The sequence below is a fragment of the Salmonella sp. HY31 genome (assembly GCF_042604575.1).
Classification (GTDB): Bacteria; Pseudomonadota; Gammaproteobacteria; order Enterobacterales; family Enterobacteriaceae; genus Salmonella; species Salmonella diarizonae.
Genome location: NZ_CP170479.1, coordinates 2,288,903 through 2,305,233, shown reverse-complemented (window position 1 = coordinate 2,305,233; position 16,331 = coordinate 2,288,903). Strand labels below are relative to the sequence as shown.

Annotated in this window: 11 protein-coding genes and 2 pseudogenes; 6 read left to right on the top strand and 7 right to left on the bottom strand. The window is 47.3% G+C overall.

Annotated features, from left to right (window positions below):
* The first annotated feature begins 25 nt into the window (after nucleotides 1–25).
* The gene (locus tag ACE15A_RS10930; protein ID WP_129382422.1) at nucleotides 26–2,494 is read left to right on the top strand and encodes an SET domain-containing protein-lysine N-methyltransferase; all 2,469 of its coding nucleotides are present in this window, start codon (nucleotides 26–28) and stop codon (nucleotides 2,492–2,494) included.
* A 123-nt stretch (nucleotides 2,495–2,617) separates the two neighbouring features.
* Here ACE15A_RS10930 and ACE15A_RS10925 read toward each other — a convergent pair whose 3' ends face one another.
* Together ACE15A_RS10925 and ACE15A_RS10920 are read right to left on the bottom strand one after the other, a co-directional pair.
* Nucleotides 2,618–6,037 (bottom strand): DUF4765 family protein, encoded by a 3,420-nt coding sequence (locus ACE15A_RS10925; RefSeq protein WP_053511190.1) that lies wholly within the window; start codon nucleotides 6,035–6,037, stop codon nucleotides 2,618–2,620.
* A gap of 437 nt (nucleotides 6,038–6,474) precedes the next feature.
* Nucleotides 6,475–6,582, bottom strand: a pseudogene (locus tag ACE15A_RS10920) (integrase core domain-containing protein); the annotation flags it as partial.
* Nucleotides 6,583–6,618: 36 nt separating this feature from the next.
* On the opposite strand from ACE15A_RS10920, the pseudogene ACE15A_RS10915 reads away from it, so the two are divergent.
* Together ACE15A_RS10915 and ttcA are read left to right on the top strand one after the other, a co-directional pair.
* Nucleotides 6,619–6,714, top strand: a pseudogene (locus ACE15A_RS10915) (hypothetical protein); the annotation flags it as partial.
* A 59-nt stretch (nucleotides 6,715–6,773) separates the two neighbouring features.
* Nucleotides 6,774–7,709: a tRNA 2-thiocytidine(32) synthetase TtcA gene (ttcA, locus tag ACE15A_RS10910; RefSeq protein ID WP_023246434.1), complete on the top strand. Its 936-nt coding sequence runs from the start codon at nucleotides 6,774–6,776 to the stop codon at nucleotides 7,707–7,709.
* Between the two features lie 43 nt (nucleotides 7,710–7,752).
* On the opposite strand, the gene dbpA is transcribed toward ttcA, so the two are convergent.
* The 4 genes from dbpA to smrA form a co-directional block, all read right to left on the bottom strand.
* Nucleotides 7,753–9,126: an ATP-dependent RNA helicase DbpA gene (gene dbpA / locus ACE15A_RS10905; protein ID WP_023246435.1), complete on the bottom strand. Its 1,374-nt coding sequence runs from the start codon at nucleotides 9,124–9,126 to the stop codon at nucleotides 7,753–7,755.
* 486 nt (nucleotides 9,127–9,612) lie between these two features.
* Nucleotides 9,613–10,596 (bottom strand): zinc transporter ZntB, encoded by a 984-nt coding sequence (gene zntB / locus ACE15A_RS10900; RefSeq protein ID WP_023246436.1) that lies wholly within the window; start codon nucleotides 10,594–10,596, stop codon nucleotides 9,613–9,615.
* Between the two features lie 142 nt (nucleotides 10,597–10,738).
* Nucleotides 10,739–11,896: a methyl-accepting chemotaxis protein gene (locus ACE15A_RS10895; protein WP_053511185.1), complete on the bottom strand. Its 1,158-nt coding sequence runs from the start codon at nucleotides 11,894–11,896 to the stop codon at nucleotides 10,739–10,741.
* 412 nt (nucleotides 11,897–12,308) lie between these two features.
* The gene (gene smrA / locus ACE15A_RS10890) at nucleotides 12,309–12,872 is read right to left on the bottom strand and encodes a DNA endonuclease SmrA (RefSeq protein ID WP_053511182.1); all 564 of its coding nucleotides are present in this window, start codon (nucleotides 12,870–12,872) and stop codon (nucleotides 12,309–12,311) included.
* 463 nt (nucleotides 12,873–13,335) lie between these two features.
* Between smrA and ogt the strand changes: the two genes are divergently transcribed.
* The 3 genes from ogt to uspE all read left to right on the top strand — a co-directional run bounded on the left by ogt (nucleotide 13,336) and on the right by uspE (nucleotide 15,898).
* Nucleotides 13,336–13,851, top strand: a complete 516-nt coding sequence (gene ogt, locus ACE15A_RS10885; protein WP_023246440.1) for a methylated-DNA--[protein]-cysteine S-methyltransferase — start codon at nucleotides 13,336–13,338, stop codon at nucleotides 13,849–13,851.
* A 195-nt stretch (nucleotides 13,852–14,046) separates the two neighbouring features.
* Nucleotides 14,047–14,799 (top strand): fumarate/nitrate reduction transcriptional regulator Fnr, encoded by a 753-nt coding sequence (gene fnr / locus ACE15A_RS10880; protein ID WP_000611914.1) that lies wholly within the window; start codon nucleotides 14,047–14,049, stop codon nucleotides 14,797–14,799.
* Between the two features lie 151 nt (nucleotides 14,800–14,950).
* A complete protein-coding gene (gene uspE / locus ACE15A_RS10875; protein WP_001262140.1) occupies nucleotides 14,951–15,898 on the top strand; it encodes a universal stress protein UspE in 948 nt (315 codons plus the stop codon).
* 54 nt (nucleotides 15,899–15,952) lie between these two features.
* Here the strand turns inward: uspE and ACE15A_RS10870 are convergent, their stop codons facing one another.
* Nucleotides 15,953–16,207, bottom strand: coding sequence for a DUF2534 family protein (locus tag ACE15A_RS10870; protein WP_023246441.1), 255 nt, complete (start codon nucleotides 16,205–16,207; stop codon nucleotides 15,953–15,955).
* Nucleotides 16,208–16,331 lie beyond the last annotated feature (124 nt).

Genomic DNA, 16,331 nt, shown 5'->3' with positions numbered 1-16,331 from the left:
CAGCTAAGCATCAGCAGGAGGTCCTATGCGGGGGATTGGAGCAGTCATTCATTTTCGTTCACCAACACCTGGCAGCACATCAGTCCCCGATTTCAGCGGGATGTGGAGCAGTATCAGGGACTGGTTCGCCCTGTCTGCTCAGGATGAAGCTGCACAGTGCTTTCGCGCTTTTTATCAGCCGGATGAAGGAATGTCCCCACCGGACAGGCTGAAGCACTTTTTAAGACTGAAGGCGCTGGCATCTCCGGGACGGCAGGCTAACTTCACCGCAGAGCGAATACTCGGTACCGGTGAAACCATCTGCATGATTGCCTCCGGTAAAAATAGCGACTTTCCCTCCGTCACACTTCACCTGAGCGACCAGGAATGGCATTCGACACAACACCAGAAAGAGGCTGTTGACAGCCCACGGTCCTCAGTCAGTGATGACAACCAGGCAGCTACCGTAACAGGGACAGGAGGGAGCGTCGAAGCACGCCCAAAAGGTTCCCCTATTACAAATCTGCAAATTCAGACATGGCGGGACCTGCCACAGGAAGCGAAACGCGAGGCAGGCGGCTGGAAAGTATGGGCGCAGTCACAGGGGATAAACATCGGCAGTGCCGGTGCCTGCCTGACAAACACTGGACTAAGGCCAAAGGGGGCAATACGACTACAGCCGCCCGGGGAGAGAGGTTCTTCCATTACTAACGCACAGATTCAGGTGTGGCGGGATCTGCCACAGGAAGCGAAACGCGAGGCAGGCGGCTGGATAAGGTGGGCACAGTCACAGGGGATAAACATCGGTAGTGCCGGTGTCTGCCTGACAAACACTGGACTGACGCCCAAGGGGGCAATACGGCTACAACCGCCCGGGGAGAGAGGTACCCCTATTATAAATATGCAGATTCGAGCGTGGCAGGACCTGCCACAGGAAGCGAAACGCGAGGCAGGCGGCTGGATAAGGTGGGCACAGGCACAGGGGATAAACATCGACAGTGCCAGTGCCTGCCTGACAAACACTGGACTGACGCCCCGGGGGGCAATACGACTACAACCGCCCGGGGAAAGAGGTACCCCTATTACAAATCAGCAGATTCGAGCGTGGAAGGACCTGCCACTGGAGGCGAAACGCGAGACAGGCGGCTGGATAAGGTGGGCACAGGCACAGGGGATAACCATCGGAAGTGCAGGAATCTTTCTGACCAACCGCGGGCTGACCCCCTTTGGTACAGAGCGCCTGAAACCGCCCGGGGAAAGAGGTACCCCTATTACAAATCAGCAGATTCGAGCGTGGCAGGACCTGCCACTGGAGGCGAAACGCGAGGCAGGCGGGTGGATGACGTGGGCGCAGGCACAGGGCATAGACATTAATAGTGCGAGTGCCTATCTGACAAAGACAGGACTGAAGCCCCAGGTGGTGGTACGGCTACAACCTCCCAGGGAGAGGGGCTCCCCCATTACAGAGGCGCAACTTCTGGCATGGTTGAACATGTCACCGGAGGAACGCCGGACATCAGGTGGATGGGCCACATGGGCGCAGGCCCGGGGGATATCTTATATAAGCGCAAGAAAGTATCTGGCACCGACAGACAGTGAGATGCCATCCAGAGGCACATCACGTCCGTCGCCGCCCTCAACCGTCACGAGTGACAGCCCACAGGCATCAACATCCGCAGCAACAACCACAGGCGATGAGATAGCCATCAGCATGACTGCGCCCCCGGAGCACATCGGGGAAAAACGGTCGCTTCCCTCGACCAAAGAGGATATCTCAGCCCCGCCGGCAAAACAGATCAAGGAAGAGGAAGATGACGTTACCTGGCGAACACACCAGATAAACAATAACTTACCCATTCTGCGGCACTGGCGTGACCCGGCGATATCGGTGATGACCCAGGCGGAAGGCAGGATTGAAACCTTACAGGTTACACGGTGGGGGCCTCTTTTTAACCTGTTATCCCGGCAGACCAAAGCCAGAATTAATCAGGATATTCGCTGGTTTCTGCAAAATGAAGGAAAGCATGATGCGCGAATGAATGCCATGATGTCCGTCGCTATTCCCCTTGATGACAGCGACGGTTACAGGGGGCGCACAGTCTACGCGCGAACCGATCTGGCGGCGTTTACCGTACTGGGCCCCTACTCCGGCCGCCTGCTGGACAGTGAAAAGGTACGGTGTGAATACGAAAAAGAATATGGGAAGGAAGCCGGTAATTATTATTTTGCCACGCGAAGCCAGGAGCGCCTGGTGTCCGCCTGGCCGGAAGGAAATATCCTCAGCCTGATTAACAGTCCGGCATTTACCCACCGGACAGCGGAGACAGAAGCAAGACAGAACGTCAGCGCGGTGCTTGTCGGGAAGAATATTCACTTTTACGTCACCACACGCGACATCAGCGCCGGGGAAGAACTGTGGTTTGATTACGGACCAGACTACCGGCATTTTGAGTCAGGTGAAGCACTACGCTCCGCGCAGGTTAAGGAGGAACCACCTTCACCGGAAGAGGGATAGAAATACATCATCCTGACCTGTAGCCATTCTGTACAAGCTGTTTTTCAACAGACATATACCCGGAAGTGCTGTCTGCCCTTCCGGTCACCATTTATGATGTCCATCCTGGTTCTGAGGCTCTGCTTACTTAGAAGCGTTTGCCTGTCCGATATTTTCTGCATGACCATACGTCCGGTCAATGATACCAACAGGTTCCACTGGTGCAGTATGTGGCATAACCCAACCGCTTTCACTTGTACTGCCTCGCGTAAGATATTTCACTTTTGTCTTAACGATAATAAGATGATGCTCCCTGCTAAATCTATCTGCAACACTAAGATCTGTTGTAAATTCAGGTACCACTCTTCCACTCCGAACCTGCTCCCTGGCGGTTTCTACAGAGACAGGCAATATATTTGGATCGGGCCCCTCCACACCTCCTGCTGTTTTAAACTTAACAATATTTTCAGCCTGCGGGCCAGTTGTCCCCCTGCATAATACAACTTCAATCTCACCTGCTGCAGTATCCCCACTCTGGAGTTTTTTATAGACACTTTGCACATTTTCTTCTGATGTAGGATATAATTCTTCTGACAGGGAAGGCAGCATGTCCTCCAGTAGTGGTGAATCATCGGAAATATCCAGAAGATCCTCATCATAACCAATATCTCCTTCTCTCAACTCCGAATAAGGTTTATCAACATGCCGTATAGGCCCTCCCCCTTTCAGTCCTGATACCTGATAAAATTTACCGTCAGAACTTCTGTAAAAGGTAATACCCGCATTTTTCCCGGTATCAGAAAAGGTTCCCTGATAAATTTCTGATGCAGGGTCTTTAGTCAAAACTATTTCTCTGTCATTATATCTTATTGTATTCGGATTTTCCGCGGACGACGGTAGAAATGATTTTTGCTTTCTGTAAAAGCCTTCTCCTGACTGTTTATAATAACCATGCGTTTCTTTATCAAACCCTGTAGCGCGATAGAGTCCATCACTTCCCTCTGGATTTAACTCAAGAATTTTCCGATTGCTCTTTTGATAAATAAAATCAATATCTTCTATTGACTCTATAACTTTATAATTACTACCTTTTTGAATCGGCGCTTTTATTACACCAGTCTCTATCTTACTTTCAACAAAGCGGAGACCAGTATATTTTGCATTCGACGCCCTTTCTGTAAACTTCGCTTCTGCAACAGGAGCAGCCTCCATACCAATACGTATAACATCCTGAATGTATCCACATACATCAGCAGAGTTTTCCACAATAGCCCGATTGAGAATACTGCTGGTACCAGCTAGCGCATTAAAACCAGGGACAAAACTCATTACAATATTCCAGATAGTTCCTAAAAAATGAAGCCCTGATCTTGATGCTGGACTTAGTGAGGAAACTGTTCGATGATGAGCGGTATCATCAACATCAAAACTCAATTCAATTAATCCCCATAGCCCCTCCTGAATGACTTTATTAAAACCATACACGAAAGCTTGTCCGCCATCCATGGATGAGACTTTCCTTTTGAATGCTTCGAGAGACTGAACCTGTTTTTCATGTTGATCTTCTGCTGTCAGCCAACTCGATTGTACAATATCGCTAATCTCATGAATAAGCCCAACAACTGTATCTCGCAACATTTTATTTATATTCATTAACCCTAATAGATCACAGTCTTGCATATGATCTTTGACATGTGTCTCTGCTCTATAATATTTTTCCGCCCAATTTAGTTGTGTATCGATAGCGGCCTTCATTAAAAGCTCTAAAAATCCGTTCCCTCTGGGAAACAAAGACTTAATATATCTGGAAAATTCATTATTAACCACAATTTTTCTTGATAGGGCATTTATTTTTTTATCATTAACTGGACCAGTTATCTTTGTACACAAATGAATAATATTACGCATGATGCTAAAATTATATTTTATGCCATCAGGACTAAGCAATATTTTATCACCACCATTCCTGGATAAATGATGTATTACTAATTGAACTCGCTTAAAAAGATCTTTCATCTTTTTAGTGTTAAATGTGGACATCCTTTTTTCTTTTCTGTAAAAATTCACAATATTTAATGCTGTAAAAATAGCCTCCTTGCCATAGAAAGTATCAAAGTTTGAACTCGAAACCTCTGGAAATTTTTGATTTAGTACTTTCGTATAATGGCTTTCATTTGCCAGGACAGATGCAATTTGTCTGGTTGCTAAAATTCTGGAACTAATATATAAAGGATGAACCAGCATATCACGAGCGATTAACCCATATATTTTATATTGATGTTCAATATGTTCTTTTACAAAATACTCAAAAGAAACCTTGCTTCCATTATTAAGAAGTATTTCAATCTCATTCAAATGAATTATAAGGCCCTTGAACATATATTCAGCAGCAAGTCTTCTTCCACCATGCGTCCACTGCCCTGTTTGAGAAAATACAAGTAATTCATGATAGCCTCTTTTGTAATCATTCATCAACTGCTCATCTCCAAGTTTTTTGAGCATTTCGAGAAGTGGCAATCCTGCAGCAAATGAAGAATGTTTGACTATTTCATCTATCATCTTACCTAACGGATGAGGCTCCATATTTGGGGCGGAATGATCCTCCGGGAGAGCCCTTGCATATCTCAGTTGTTCTTTATTGGATGGAAAATTATTCTTGTCTTCTGAATTATCATTTTTTAGCCCATTACCGTCTGCTATTGTTAATCTGGATGATAGTAATAAACCCGTTACTGCGATATTTTTTATATTTCTCTCCATCTTATGAACGGTGACTGGCTGAAAATTATTACTCCTTTCAAAATAGGATAAAATTTCTTTTTGTATTTCCTTTCCCTCAAATATGATTTGCTCAGTACTTTTAGGTAGAGTAGTTACGCTGTCAATATTAAATAACTCATGCCCATCGCTCACCGCTGCCTGAGAAAAACACAACGATGCATGTGCCATAGCCGTAGAATCAATTTCCTTATAAATAACATTAGAATATATATTTGTAACATCATGATCCACTTTCAAATCATCGTATAAAATATGCTTCAAAAATAAATCTAACAATACTTTTTCTGATGATATATTATTATCACAGTCGTTAGATTCAGGATCGATAGGAAAACCTTTCTTATTAAACGGCAACGATAAATACACACGACTCCCTTCAGCATTTTCATAACTATAATTTGGGGATACTATTACTTCACACTTACTGGTATCAATATCGTTATTTATACTATAATCGACTCTATAATTAACCAACCGACGAAATGTTGGACTATTCAAATAATAAAAATCTAAAGTTGATTTAATATCTTCACATATAATTTCAGACGTTGACTCAAAAAAGAACTCATAAATATTTAAGCTATATTCTTTTTCATCTCGGGCCATTTCATCCAGATGAATATACTCTTCGGGTAGATTAGATATTTGTTCATGAAAAACAGTATCCTTATGCGCTCCATCCAAAGCTGAAAGGTACTGTATGGTGTCCCAAGTTCTGATACCTTTTGTATTTAACTTCTGCTGTACCGTTCTGGAAGATACATGTTCTAATGTTACGGGCATTATTCCCTCCTGTAAAAATTGCGGATGATATAATAAGAACAAACGCCAGGTATCAGATCTAACTAGAAGTACGTTAATACACAGAGTGTTGATTGGTTTTTAAATAAAAATATCATTATGTTTATGCAATCGTACTTTAACCAACATACAGTCAACAAAAATACAACCCACTGAGTTATCTATTAGATAAACCGCCTGATTTGTTATATACATCACAAATATAAGAGAAAACAGCCATAGATTATATAGTTAACTATTAAATTACATTCAATGAAAGTAATTTAGTTATCCATTGAAAAATGTCCACACAATTAAATTAACTATCAGATTAGTCCAGTTATAAGAAAAGATGACTATCTCTACTTTAACACATTCATTTACATCACCATACTCATCAAGCGGTACTGACCCTGGCCCAAAATCAGTGTAGTGATACATCAGAGATCTTCGTCTTTCTGAAGACTTTGGATAAACCCCGTCGGAGTCATGTCATTTAATGATGAATGCGATCTCTCATGATTATATTCTCTGCGCCACTGGTCGAGAAACGTTATTTAACAGGCGAACTCCATTTTGCCTTACAGAAATCGCATTACCCGGTGAACAGGCTGGGCACCAGATGGAACGCCGCTGTAAAACGTGCTGGCATTCATCGCTGTAATCCGTACCATACGCAAATACTTTGCCTGCCGGCCATCATTTATTATGCCCATTTTTGTTCCTGAGAAAGTAAATAATGCAAGATAATCAGCAAGTTACAAAGAAAGAACAGTACAACCTGAACAAGTTGCAAAAGCGTCTGCGCCGTAACGTTGGCGAAGCGATTGCCGATTTCAATATGATTGAAGAAGGCGATCGCATTATGGTTTGCCTTTCTGGCGGTAAAGATAGCTATACAATGCTGGAAATTTTACGTAATTTGCAGCAAAGCGCCCCGATCAATTTTTCACTGGTCGCCGTCAACCTTGATCAAAAACAACCGGGCTTCCCGGAGCATATCCTGCCAGCCTATCTTGAGCAGTTGGGCGTAGAATATAAAATAGTTGAAGAAAACACTTACGGTATTGTTAAAGAGAAGATTCCGGAAGGAAAAACCACCTGCTCGCTGTGCTCGCGTTTGCGTCGCGGTATCCTGTATCGTACCGCGACTGAACTGGGCGCGACCAAAATCGCCCTGGGCCACCATCGCGACGATATTCTGCAAACCCTGTTTCTGAATATGTTCTATGGCGGAAAAATGAAAGGGATGCCGCCAAAGCTGATGAGCGATGACGGCAAACATATCGTGATCCGCCCGCTGGCTTACTGCCGCGAGAAAGATATTGTCCGTTTTGCTGAGGCCAAAGCCTTCCCTATCATTCCTTGTAATCTGTGCGGTTCGCAACCCAACCTGCAACGCCAGGTGATTGCCGACATGCTGCGCGACTGGGATAAACGCTATCCTGGACGGATCGAGACGATGTTTAGCGCCATGCAGAATGTCGTGCCGTCTCACCTTTGTGACACTAATCTGTTCGATTTCAAAGGCATCGCTCACGGTTCCGAGGTAGTCGACGGCGGCGATTTAGCGTTCGATCGTGAAGAGATTCCATTGCAGCCCGCTGGCTGGCAGCCGGAAGAAGATGACACTTCCTTAGACGCGTTGCGGCTTGATGTTATCGAAGTGAAATAATTTGCAGGCGTCTCAGCACTCCGCTGAGACGCCATGCTATCGATCATTTTAATAGTCGTACCCGGCATGACTTGCCTTTGATCTTCCCGTTTTGCAACTGCTTCCAGGCTTTTTGCGCTACCGCTTGACGTACGGCGACGTAAACGTGCATTGGATGCACGTTAATTTTGCCGATATCCGCCCCGTCTAATCCAATATCGCCAGTCAGCGCACCCAAAATATCTCCCGGACGCATTTTCGCTTTTTTACCGCCGTCAATACATAGGGTCGCCATCTCTGCGACCAGAGGAAGCAACGGCTGCTGGGCGGGCGCATTCAGCCAGTTCAGCTTGAGTTGCAACATTTCTGAAAGAATATTCGCCCGCTGCGCCTCTTCCGGCGCGCAGAAACTGATCGCCAGACCGCTGCTTCCTGCGCGCGCCGTACGGCCAATACGATGAACATGAACCTCGGGGTCCCAGGCCAGTTCATAGTTAACTACCAGTTCGAGCGATTTAATGTCTAACCCTCGCGCAGCAACGTCGGTGGCAACCAGAATGCGCGCGCTGCTATTCGAAAAACGTACCAACGTCTGGTCGCGGTCGCGTTGTTCCAGATCGCCGTGGAGCGCCAATGCGCTTTGCCCTGCCGCATTAAGCGCATCACAAACGGCCTGACAATCTTTTTTGGTATTGCAAAACACCACACAGGAGGCTGGCTGATGTTGGCTAAGCAACGTTTGCAGCAGCGAAATTTTTTCATGCGTAGACGTTTCGAAGAATTGTTGTTCGATAGCCGGTAGCGCATCTACCGTATCGATTTCAATACACATTGGCTGTTGCTGTACACGACTGCTAATCGCCGCGATAGCCTCAGGCCAGGTCGCCGAAAACAACAACGTCTGGCGCGCCGCGGGCGCAAAGCGGATCACCTCATCAATGGCATCACTGAATCCCATGTCCAGCATTCGGTCCGCTTCATCCATTACCAGGATATGCAGGGCATCCAGCGATACGGTTCCTTTTTGTAAATGATCCAGCAGGCGCCCCGGTGTCGCGACAATGATATGCGGCGCGTGCTGAAGAGAGTCGCGCTGCACGCTAAAAGGTTGTCCGCCGCATAAGGTCAGAATTTTGGTATTTGGCAGAAAACGGGCCAGACGACGCAGCTCTCCGGCAACCTGGTCCGCAAGCTCCCGCGTCGGGCACAGCACCAACGCCTGCGTCTGAAACAGGCTGACGTCAATTCGATGCAAGAGTCCAAGACCAAAGGTCGCCGTTTTACCGCTACCGGTCTTTGCCTGCACACGCACATCATTACCCGCCAGAATGACCGGTAATGCCGCAGCCTGAACAGGCGTCATCTCAAGATAGCCCAGCTCATTAAGGTTATTGAGCTGGGCGGCGGGCAGAACATTCAGGGTTGAAAAAGCGGTCACAATTTACTCTCGCGGTAACGACTTATAGTCAGCAGGCGCGTATCCTCGCAGATCCGGGCGTTTGATGCGACATTTTAATCGGTTCTTCGTCGGGCGGCGGATCGGGCATTGGTTGAGGACGAGGAAGCGGTTCGGGAATGGGAACAGGATCGGTGGGAATCGGGTCCGACAAGGACGAGTGCTGATACAATAAGGTCAAAAGATAGCTCATATTACCCTCCGGAATGTCAATCAGACTCTTAAAGGGTAGACGCTGATATCCTGCAGGCAAAAAAAAGCCGACTAATCTAAGCCGGCGTCGTACGAATCAATTGTGCTATGCAGTAATTCAAAAAAGGAAGTAAGACAATATGGAGCGCAACGCCCATCGCTTGACGTTGCATTCACCTGCGAGAGAGATATTGCCCCGAATAGGTAGATGGTTTATTGACTTCGCTCAAATTTCTCGGCCTTTTTTCATCCAGAACGGTCTGAAAAGCGCTGATGTTACAACCATTTACTGCGATGCAACCATAAAGTAACACCACCGATCAGGACAACTAACAGAATACAAAACAGCGAAAAGCCGAACCGCCACCCGCCGCCGGGAATACCGCCCAGGTTGACGCCAAATAACCCCGTTAAGAAAGTGCTGGGCAGAAAAACCATCGCCATAAGCGACATGGTATAAGTTCTGCGCGCCAGAGACTCCTGCATCACCTGGGCAATTTCATCCGCCATGATCCCAGTACGCGCGATACAAGCGTCAATTTCATCCAGCCCTCTTCCCAGCCTGTCGGCGATATCCTGCATTCTGCGCCGGTGATCGTCGCTCATCCACGGCAAACGTTCGCTCGCAAGCCGGGCGTAAACGTCGCGCTGCGGCGCCATATAGCGCCGCATGACAATCAATTGCTTACGTAATAACGCCAGGAAGCCACGCGGCGGGATCTGCTGGTCAAGAAGGTTATCTTCCAGGTCGATAATTTTATCGTGCAGTTGTTCAATAAATTCACTGGCATGATCGGTTAACGCATCGCATACATCGACTAACCAGCCACCGCAATCTGCTGGCCCGGCGCCTTCCTGCAAATCACTGACCACATCGTCCAGCGCCAGAACCTTTCGCTGACGGGTAGACACAATGAGCCGCTCATCCATATATAAACGCATTGCCACCAATTGATCCGGGCGTTCATCAGTACTGCCATTAATACAACGCAGCGTAATGAGCGTCCCTTCCCCCATACGGCTTACGCGCGGACGCGAACTTTCACCTGCCAGCGCATCACGCACGTTATTGGGGAGCAAAGGCGTTGAAGCCAACCAGCGGGCGCTGTCCGGGTGGGTATAATTAAGATGTAGCCAACAGGGATGCTGGCTATCGATCACATCATTATCTTCGAGCGGTTTTACTCCACCACGACCATCCAATAGCCATGCGAAAACGGCATCCGGCACGTTCACATCCGATCCCTTAATGGCTTCCACAGCGCCTCCACGTTACGACTCTCATGCCGTTAGTCTAGCTTTCGAGAAAGGTTAAGCAATCTCTCATTTTCTCATTGCGCAAAAAGAATGACGGGAACGTGCGAAAAAAGCACCTTAGCAACAGGCGCTTACCAAAAATGTATTACCAGGACTGACCGCGACTGGTGATGGTAGAGAGAGACGAAGCATGAGGGCGCGACAGCGCGTGTTCGCTGTAACCCGGCTGACCCAAGCGAAATTTGTTGGTTTTAGTCTGTAACTCGATCACCTGCGCCTTCAAAACATCCGAGGAAGCAGATAACGCTTCAACCATTAAAACATTGCTATGGGTTGCGCTTTCCAGATCACTCAACGCCAGAGTTATCTGGTTTATGCCTTTTTCCTGCTCCCGTGTGGTGGTGGAAATTTCACTCATCAGCAAGTTTAATTGCCCGGAGCCGCCGACAATCTCCTCCATATTTTTTTCAGCTTCCTGCACAATAGCAGCCCCCTGCCGAACATTGTCATGCGTAACGTCGATAAGCGCTTTGATACTTTTTGCCGCCTCGGCGCTACGATGCGCCAGATTACGCACTTCCCCGGCCACCACGGAAAAACCTTTTCCATGATCGCCCGCCCGCGCAGCCTCTACCGCCGCGTTAAGCGCCAGAATATTGGTCTGAAATGCGATACCGTCAATCAACGAAATAATCTCCGTCATCTGCGACGCACAGTCGGTAATAGAACGCATATTTTCTGCAACCCGCACCATTAATTCGCCGCCTTTACGGGCGCATTGAGTTGCACAATCCGCCTGAATGCTCGCCATTCGGGTATTATCCGCATTGTTTTTGGTGCTCACCGCCATTTCATCCATACTGGCGGCAGTTTGAATTAACGAGGCCGACTGCTGTTCCGTCTTTACGGATAGCGCCATACTGCGCGCCGCCAGTTGCTCAGAAAGCGTCATTGCCGTTTGTGAAGAGGATCTGATTTCGTTCACCAGCGCGGAAATATTATCTGACAGGCTATTAATACCGGGAATCAGCCGCCCGGCGCAATTATTGCCAAATTCGGATATATGAATAGACAAGTTTCCTGCCGTGACCTCTTCAATACTTTTCTTAACGGTATTAATAGGTACAACCAGATACCAGGTTATATACCACCAAAGCAGTAATATTGAGGCAAGATAGATGATATTAAACGTAATTAAAATACGAAGATCATTCAAAAAAGTTATTTGTAAAGCATCCACCAATAGAAACGTACATACCATAAATAGAATAATACATGTCCTGACGCTAATATTTCTTAACATTTTTGATAGCCTACAACCAGGATAAGAGACAGGTTTTATTTTTATAGCATTTCAGATATGTATTGCCATTCGTTTCTTTCACATTCTCCATATTCAACACCAGACCATCGCCATTTTGCTTAGTGCGACAGATAAAATCACACACCTTCGCTATACCAGGATATTCATCCATCCTCATTAACAAGTGATGCCGTTATCACCATTTTCTGCTTAACAGTTAAGCTGGATAAGAGTACGTTTTAATAGATGCTTAAATAAGCGAATTAATGTTTTCCGTGCTATTACCGCGGACAGTCTGGTTATAACCCGTTCTCTTGCAGAATCTTAAGCGTTTGGATGAGGCGTTATATCAGGCATGAAACCGGGTTTGCGCGAACCTGCGCTGGCGGTCCTGTCCGCCAGCGGCAACGATTTACCGACTGCGCTTCGCATGACGCTCCCAGTTATCCTGTTTAGCCTGCACCGTTTTACGTAGCGCAACATAACATGCCCCGCCGCCCCCATGGTGCGGCAGCGCCGAACAATAAGCCTGTACATCCTCAAACTCTGTCAACCAGCGAGCCACATAGCTCCGGATGATATTGGCATGCGACTTCGCCTCTCGCCCTTTACCATGAATGATCAGGACATTACGTAAACCTTCCTTCTGCGCCTCCAGGATAAAACGAAACAGCAGTTTGCGGCACGTTCCGACAGGCTGGCGTAGCAAATTGAGGCTGGCCTGCTGAGGGTATTTCCCACTGCGTAATTTGTCGATGACACCTTGCTGCAATCCTTCCCGACGAAATTCCAGCGGTTCATTCAGCGGCAGAATATCCAGAAATCCCGTCGTCAGGAAATTATCAAGCTGAAGCGTGTCGATACGCTGGGGCGTTTTAAGATTACGTGTTGGCTGCCAGTGTACATCAGTATGGCGTTTCAGCGGCTGGACATCCTCCATGGCGTCAAGAAACAGCGCTTTATCGTCAAGGTTCATGATTCATCCTCCAGCGTTTTGCGACAGCCGCTATCATAACCGCGCCCTGTTATACCGACAACGGTTTACAGTTATTTCCAATAACAGCGACAATGTAATGAAATAAACCGCCTCGCCCCAGTGTATTTTAACGCTAATAAAGTCATATTTTAACTCCAGTTAACTCCGTGAGTTTGAGATAAGATTTATTGTAATCAATCACTCATAGTAATAGCGAACGCTTTAAAAATTAGTTATAAATATGTTACACGCCAACCGAAAAATAGCGTGTCTATAGTTAAGGAAAGCGCACGATATCTCCTCTCGGGCCTGGACGATGTCGCCAGGCTCCATTTTTCTCCGCCAACGATATTACTGTCGCTAAATGTGTTATCCCTGACTATCTTTTAAGGAGTATGGTTGCGGGTATTCCCGGCATGATATCTTGTCTCTTACGTTAGACTAAGACGATGTGAGAGAACGGATGCTAAGATTACTTGAAGAGAAGATAGCCACGCCATTAGGTCCGTTATGGGTGGTTTGCGATGAGCAGTTTCGACTGCGGGCCGTTGAGTGGGAACAGTACCGCGATCGTATGGAGCAACTGCTTGACATACACTACCGTCACGAAGGCCATGAACGCATTTCTGCGACTAACCCCGGTGGGCTCAGCGATAAACTTGCAGATTATTTTGCAGGCAATCTCGCCGTAATTGATACCCTGGAGACCGCCACGGGGGGCACGCCTTTTCAACGAGAAGTATGGCAGGCTTTGCGCACTATCCCCTGCGGGCAGGTGATGCACTATGGTCAACTGGCGGAGCAACTGGGACGTCCGGGCGCCGCACGCGCAGTCGGTGCTGCAAATGGCGCGAACCCAATCAGTATTGTCGTTCCATGTCATCGCGTCATCGGGCGTAACGGCACTATGACCGGATACGCTGGCGGCGTAGAGCGAAAAGAGTGGCTATTACGCCATGAAGGCTATCTTTTATTATGAATATACAGGCAAAAAGTGCCTTATCGATCACACTTTCATGTAAAGCAACCACAAATAAGTTACGTATTTTCAAATAGATACAAACATTCATTAAACTTATACTTGAATTATTCCTTCTCCGGGATAGCTCAGACTTACGCGCTCACCAAAAAGATGTTAAAATTGACAAATATCAATTACGGCTTGAGCAGACCTATGATCCCGGAAAAGCGAATTATACGGCGCATTCAGTCTGGCGGTTGTGCTATCCATTGCCAGGATTGCAGTATCAGCCAGCTTTGCATCCCGTTCACACTTAACGAGCATGAGCTTGATCAGCTTGATAATATCATCGAGCGCAAAAAGCCCATTCAGAAAGGGCAAACTCTGTTTAAAGCAGGTGATGAACTGAAATCGCTCTATGCTATCCGCTCCGGAACGATTAAAAGCTACACCATTACCGAGCAAGGCGATGAACAGATTACTGGATTCCATTTAGCAGGTGACCTGGTGGGTTTTGACGCCATTGGCAGCGGTCATCATCCGAGCTTTGCGCAAGCGCTGGAAACCTCTATGGTATGTGAAATCCCCTTTGAGACGCTGGATGACCTGTCCGGAAAAATGCCTAACCTGCGTCAGCAAATGATGCGCCTGATGAGCGGTGAAATTAAAGGCGATCAGGATATGATCCTGTTATTGTCGAAGAAAAACGCCGAAGAACGTCTGGCCGCGTTTATTTACAACCTGTCCCGTCGCTTTGCGCAGCGTGGTTTTTCACCGCGTGAATTCCGCCTGACGATGACCCGTGGCGATATCGGCAACTACCTTGGCTTAACGGTCGAAACCATTAGCCGTCTGCTGGGCCGTTTCCAGAAAAGCGGTATGCTGGCGGTGAAAGGTAAGTATATTACTATTGAAAACAGCGATGCGCTGGCGGCCCTGGCCGGTCATACACGCAACGTCGCTTAAATATCAGCTAAACCATTGATGTCATCTTCTGCCATATCGTTAAATTTTTCTGATTTATTGATCTGGCAGAAGCGCTTCCCTCTGTTTCATTCACCATATTTGAGTTACTCTTTAGTTACAAACTGCGATGACAGTTGTAAGGAGACCCTGTATGGCTATGTATCAAAATATGCTGGTGGTCATCGATCCCAACCAGGACGATCAACCCGCATTACGGCGAGCAGTTTATTTGCATCAACGGATTGGCGGCAAAATTAAAGCTTTTCTGCCTATTTATGATTTCTCGTATGAGATGACCACCCTGCTTTCTCCTGACGAACGTACCGCAATGCGTCAGGGTGTAATAAGCCAACGCACAGCCTGGATACGTGAGCAGGCGAAATATTATCTTGAAGCCGGTGTCCCCATTGAAATTAAAGTGGTCTGGCACAATCGTCCCTTTGAGGCCATCATCCAGGAGGTTATCGCCAGCAGTCACGATCTGGTGTTGAAAATGGCGCATCAGCACGATCGACTGGAAGCGGTCATTTTCACCCCTACCGACTGGCATTTACTGCGCAAATGCCCAAGCCCCGTGTGGATGGTCAAAGATCAGCCGTGGCCAGAAGGTGGTAAAGCACTGGTCGCCGTGAACCTGGCAAGCGAAGAGCCCTATCACAATGCTCTCAACGAAAAGCTGGTAAAAGAGACCTTACAGTTGGCAGAGCAGGTTAATCATACCGAAGTGCACCTGGTCGGCGCCTACCCCGTTACGCCAATCAATATCGCCATTGAGCTGCCGGAATTTGATCCCAGCGTGTATAACGACGCCATCAGAGGCCAGCATTTACTGGCGATGAAAGCGCTGCGCCAGAAATTCAGCATCGATGAGAAAGTTACACATGTGGAAAAAGGCTTGCCGGAAGAAGTTATCCCGGATCTTGCCGAACATCTCCAGGCGGGAATCGTTGTGCTTGGTACTGTTGGACGTACCGGACTCTCGGCCGCGTTTCTGGGAAACACGGCAGAACAGGTCATTGACCATCTGCGCTGCGACCTGCTAGTCATTAAGCCTGATGAGTATCAGACGCCGGTTGAACTGGACGATGAGGACGATTAATCCCTCTTCCGCCCTGCCGGATGGCGCTGCCATCCGGCCAATACCTCATTAATTTTACTCATCTCCGCCGAGGAAATAGATCCCCAAAGGAATAGCCAGCAGAATAGTGAACACCAGACTGTAAACGAAAATCATTGCCGACTGGATGGCATACATGGAACTTGTCCACTCGGACAGCGGAATATGGTATTGCTCAATCACACCGCCGATAGTCGCGCGCGTTACCACCGAGGCCGCAACGATAAACACGACCAGCAGGCATAACAGAAATTTTTTCCCCTTCGCTGATTTCAGCTTCATCATGATCATAGTATCGTCCTTTACAGATGACTTTGTTACCTGATGGCAACAATACCATGACAATCACGCGATGTCTGCCCCATAAAACGTGACATTGTATTTACATAAAAAGTAAACCGCTGAAATTAAAGCT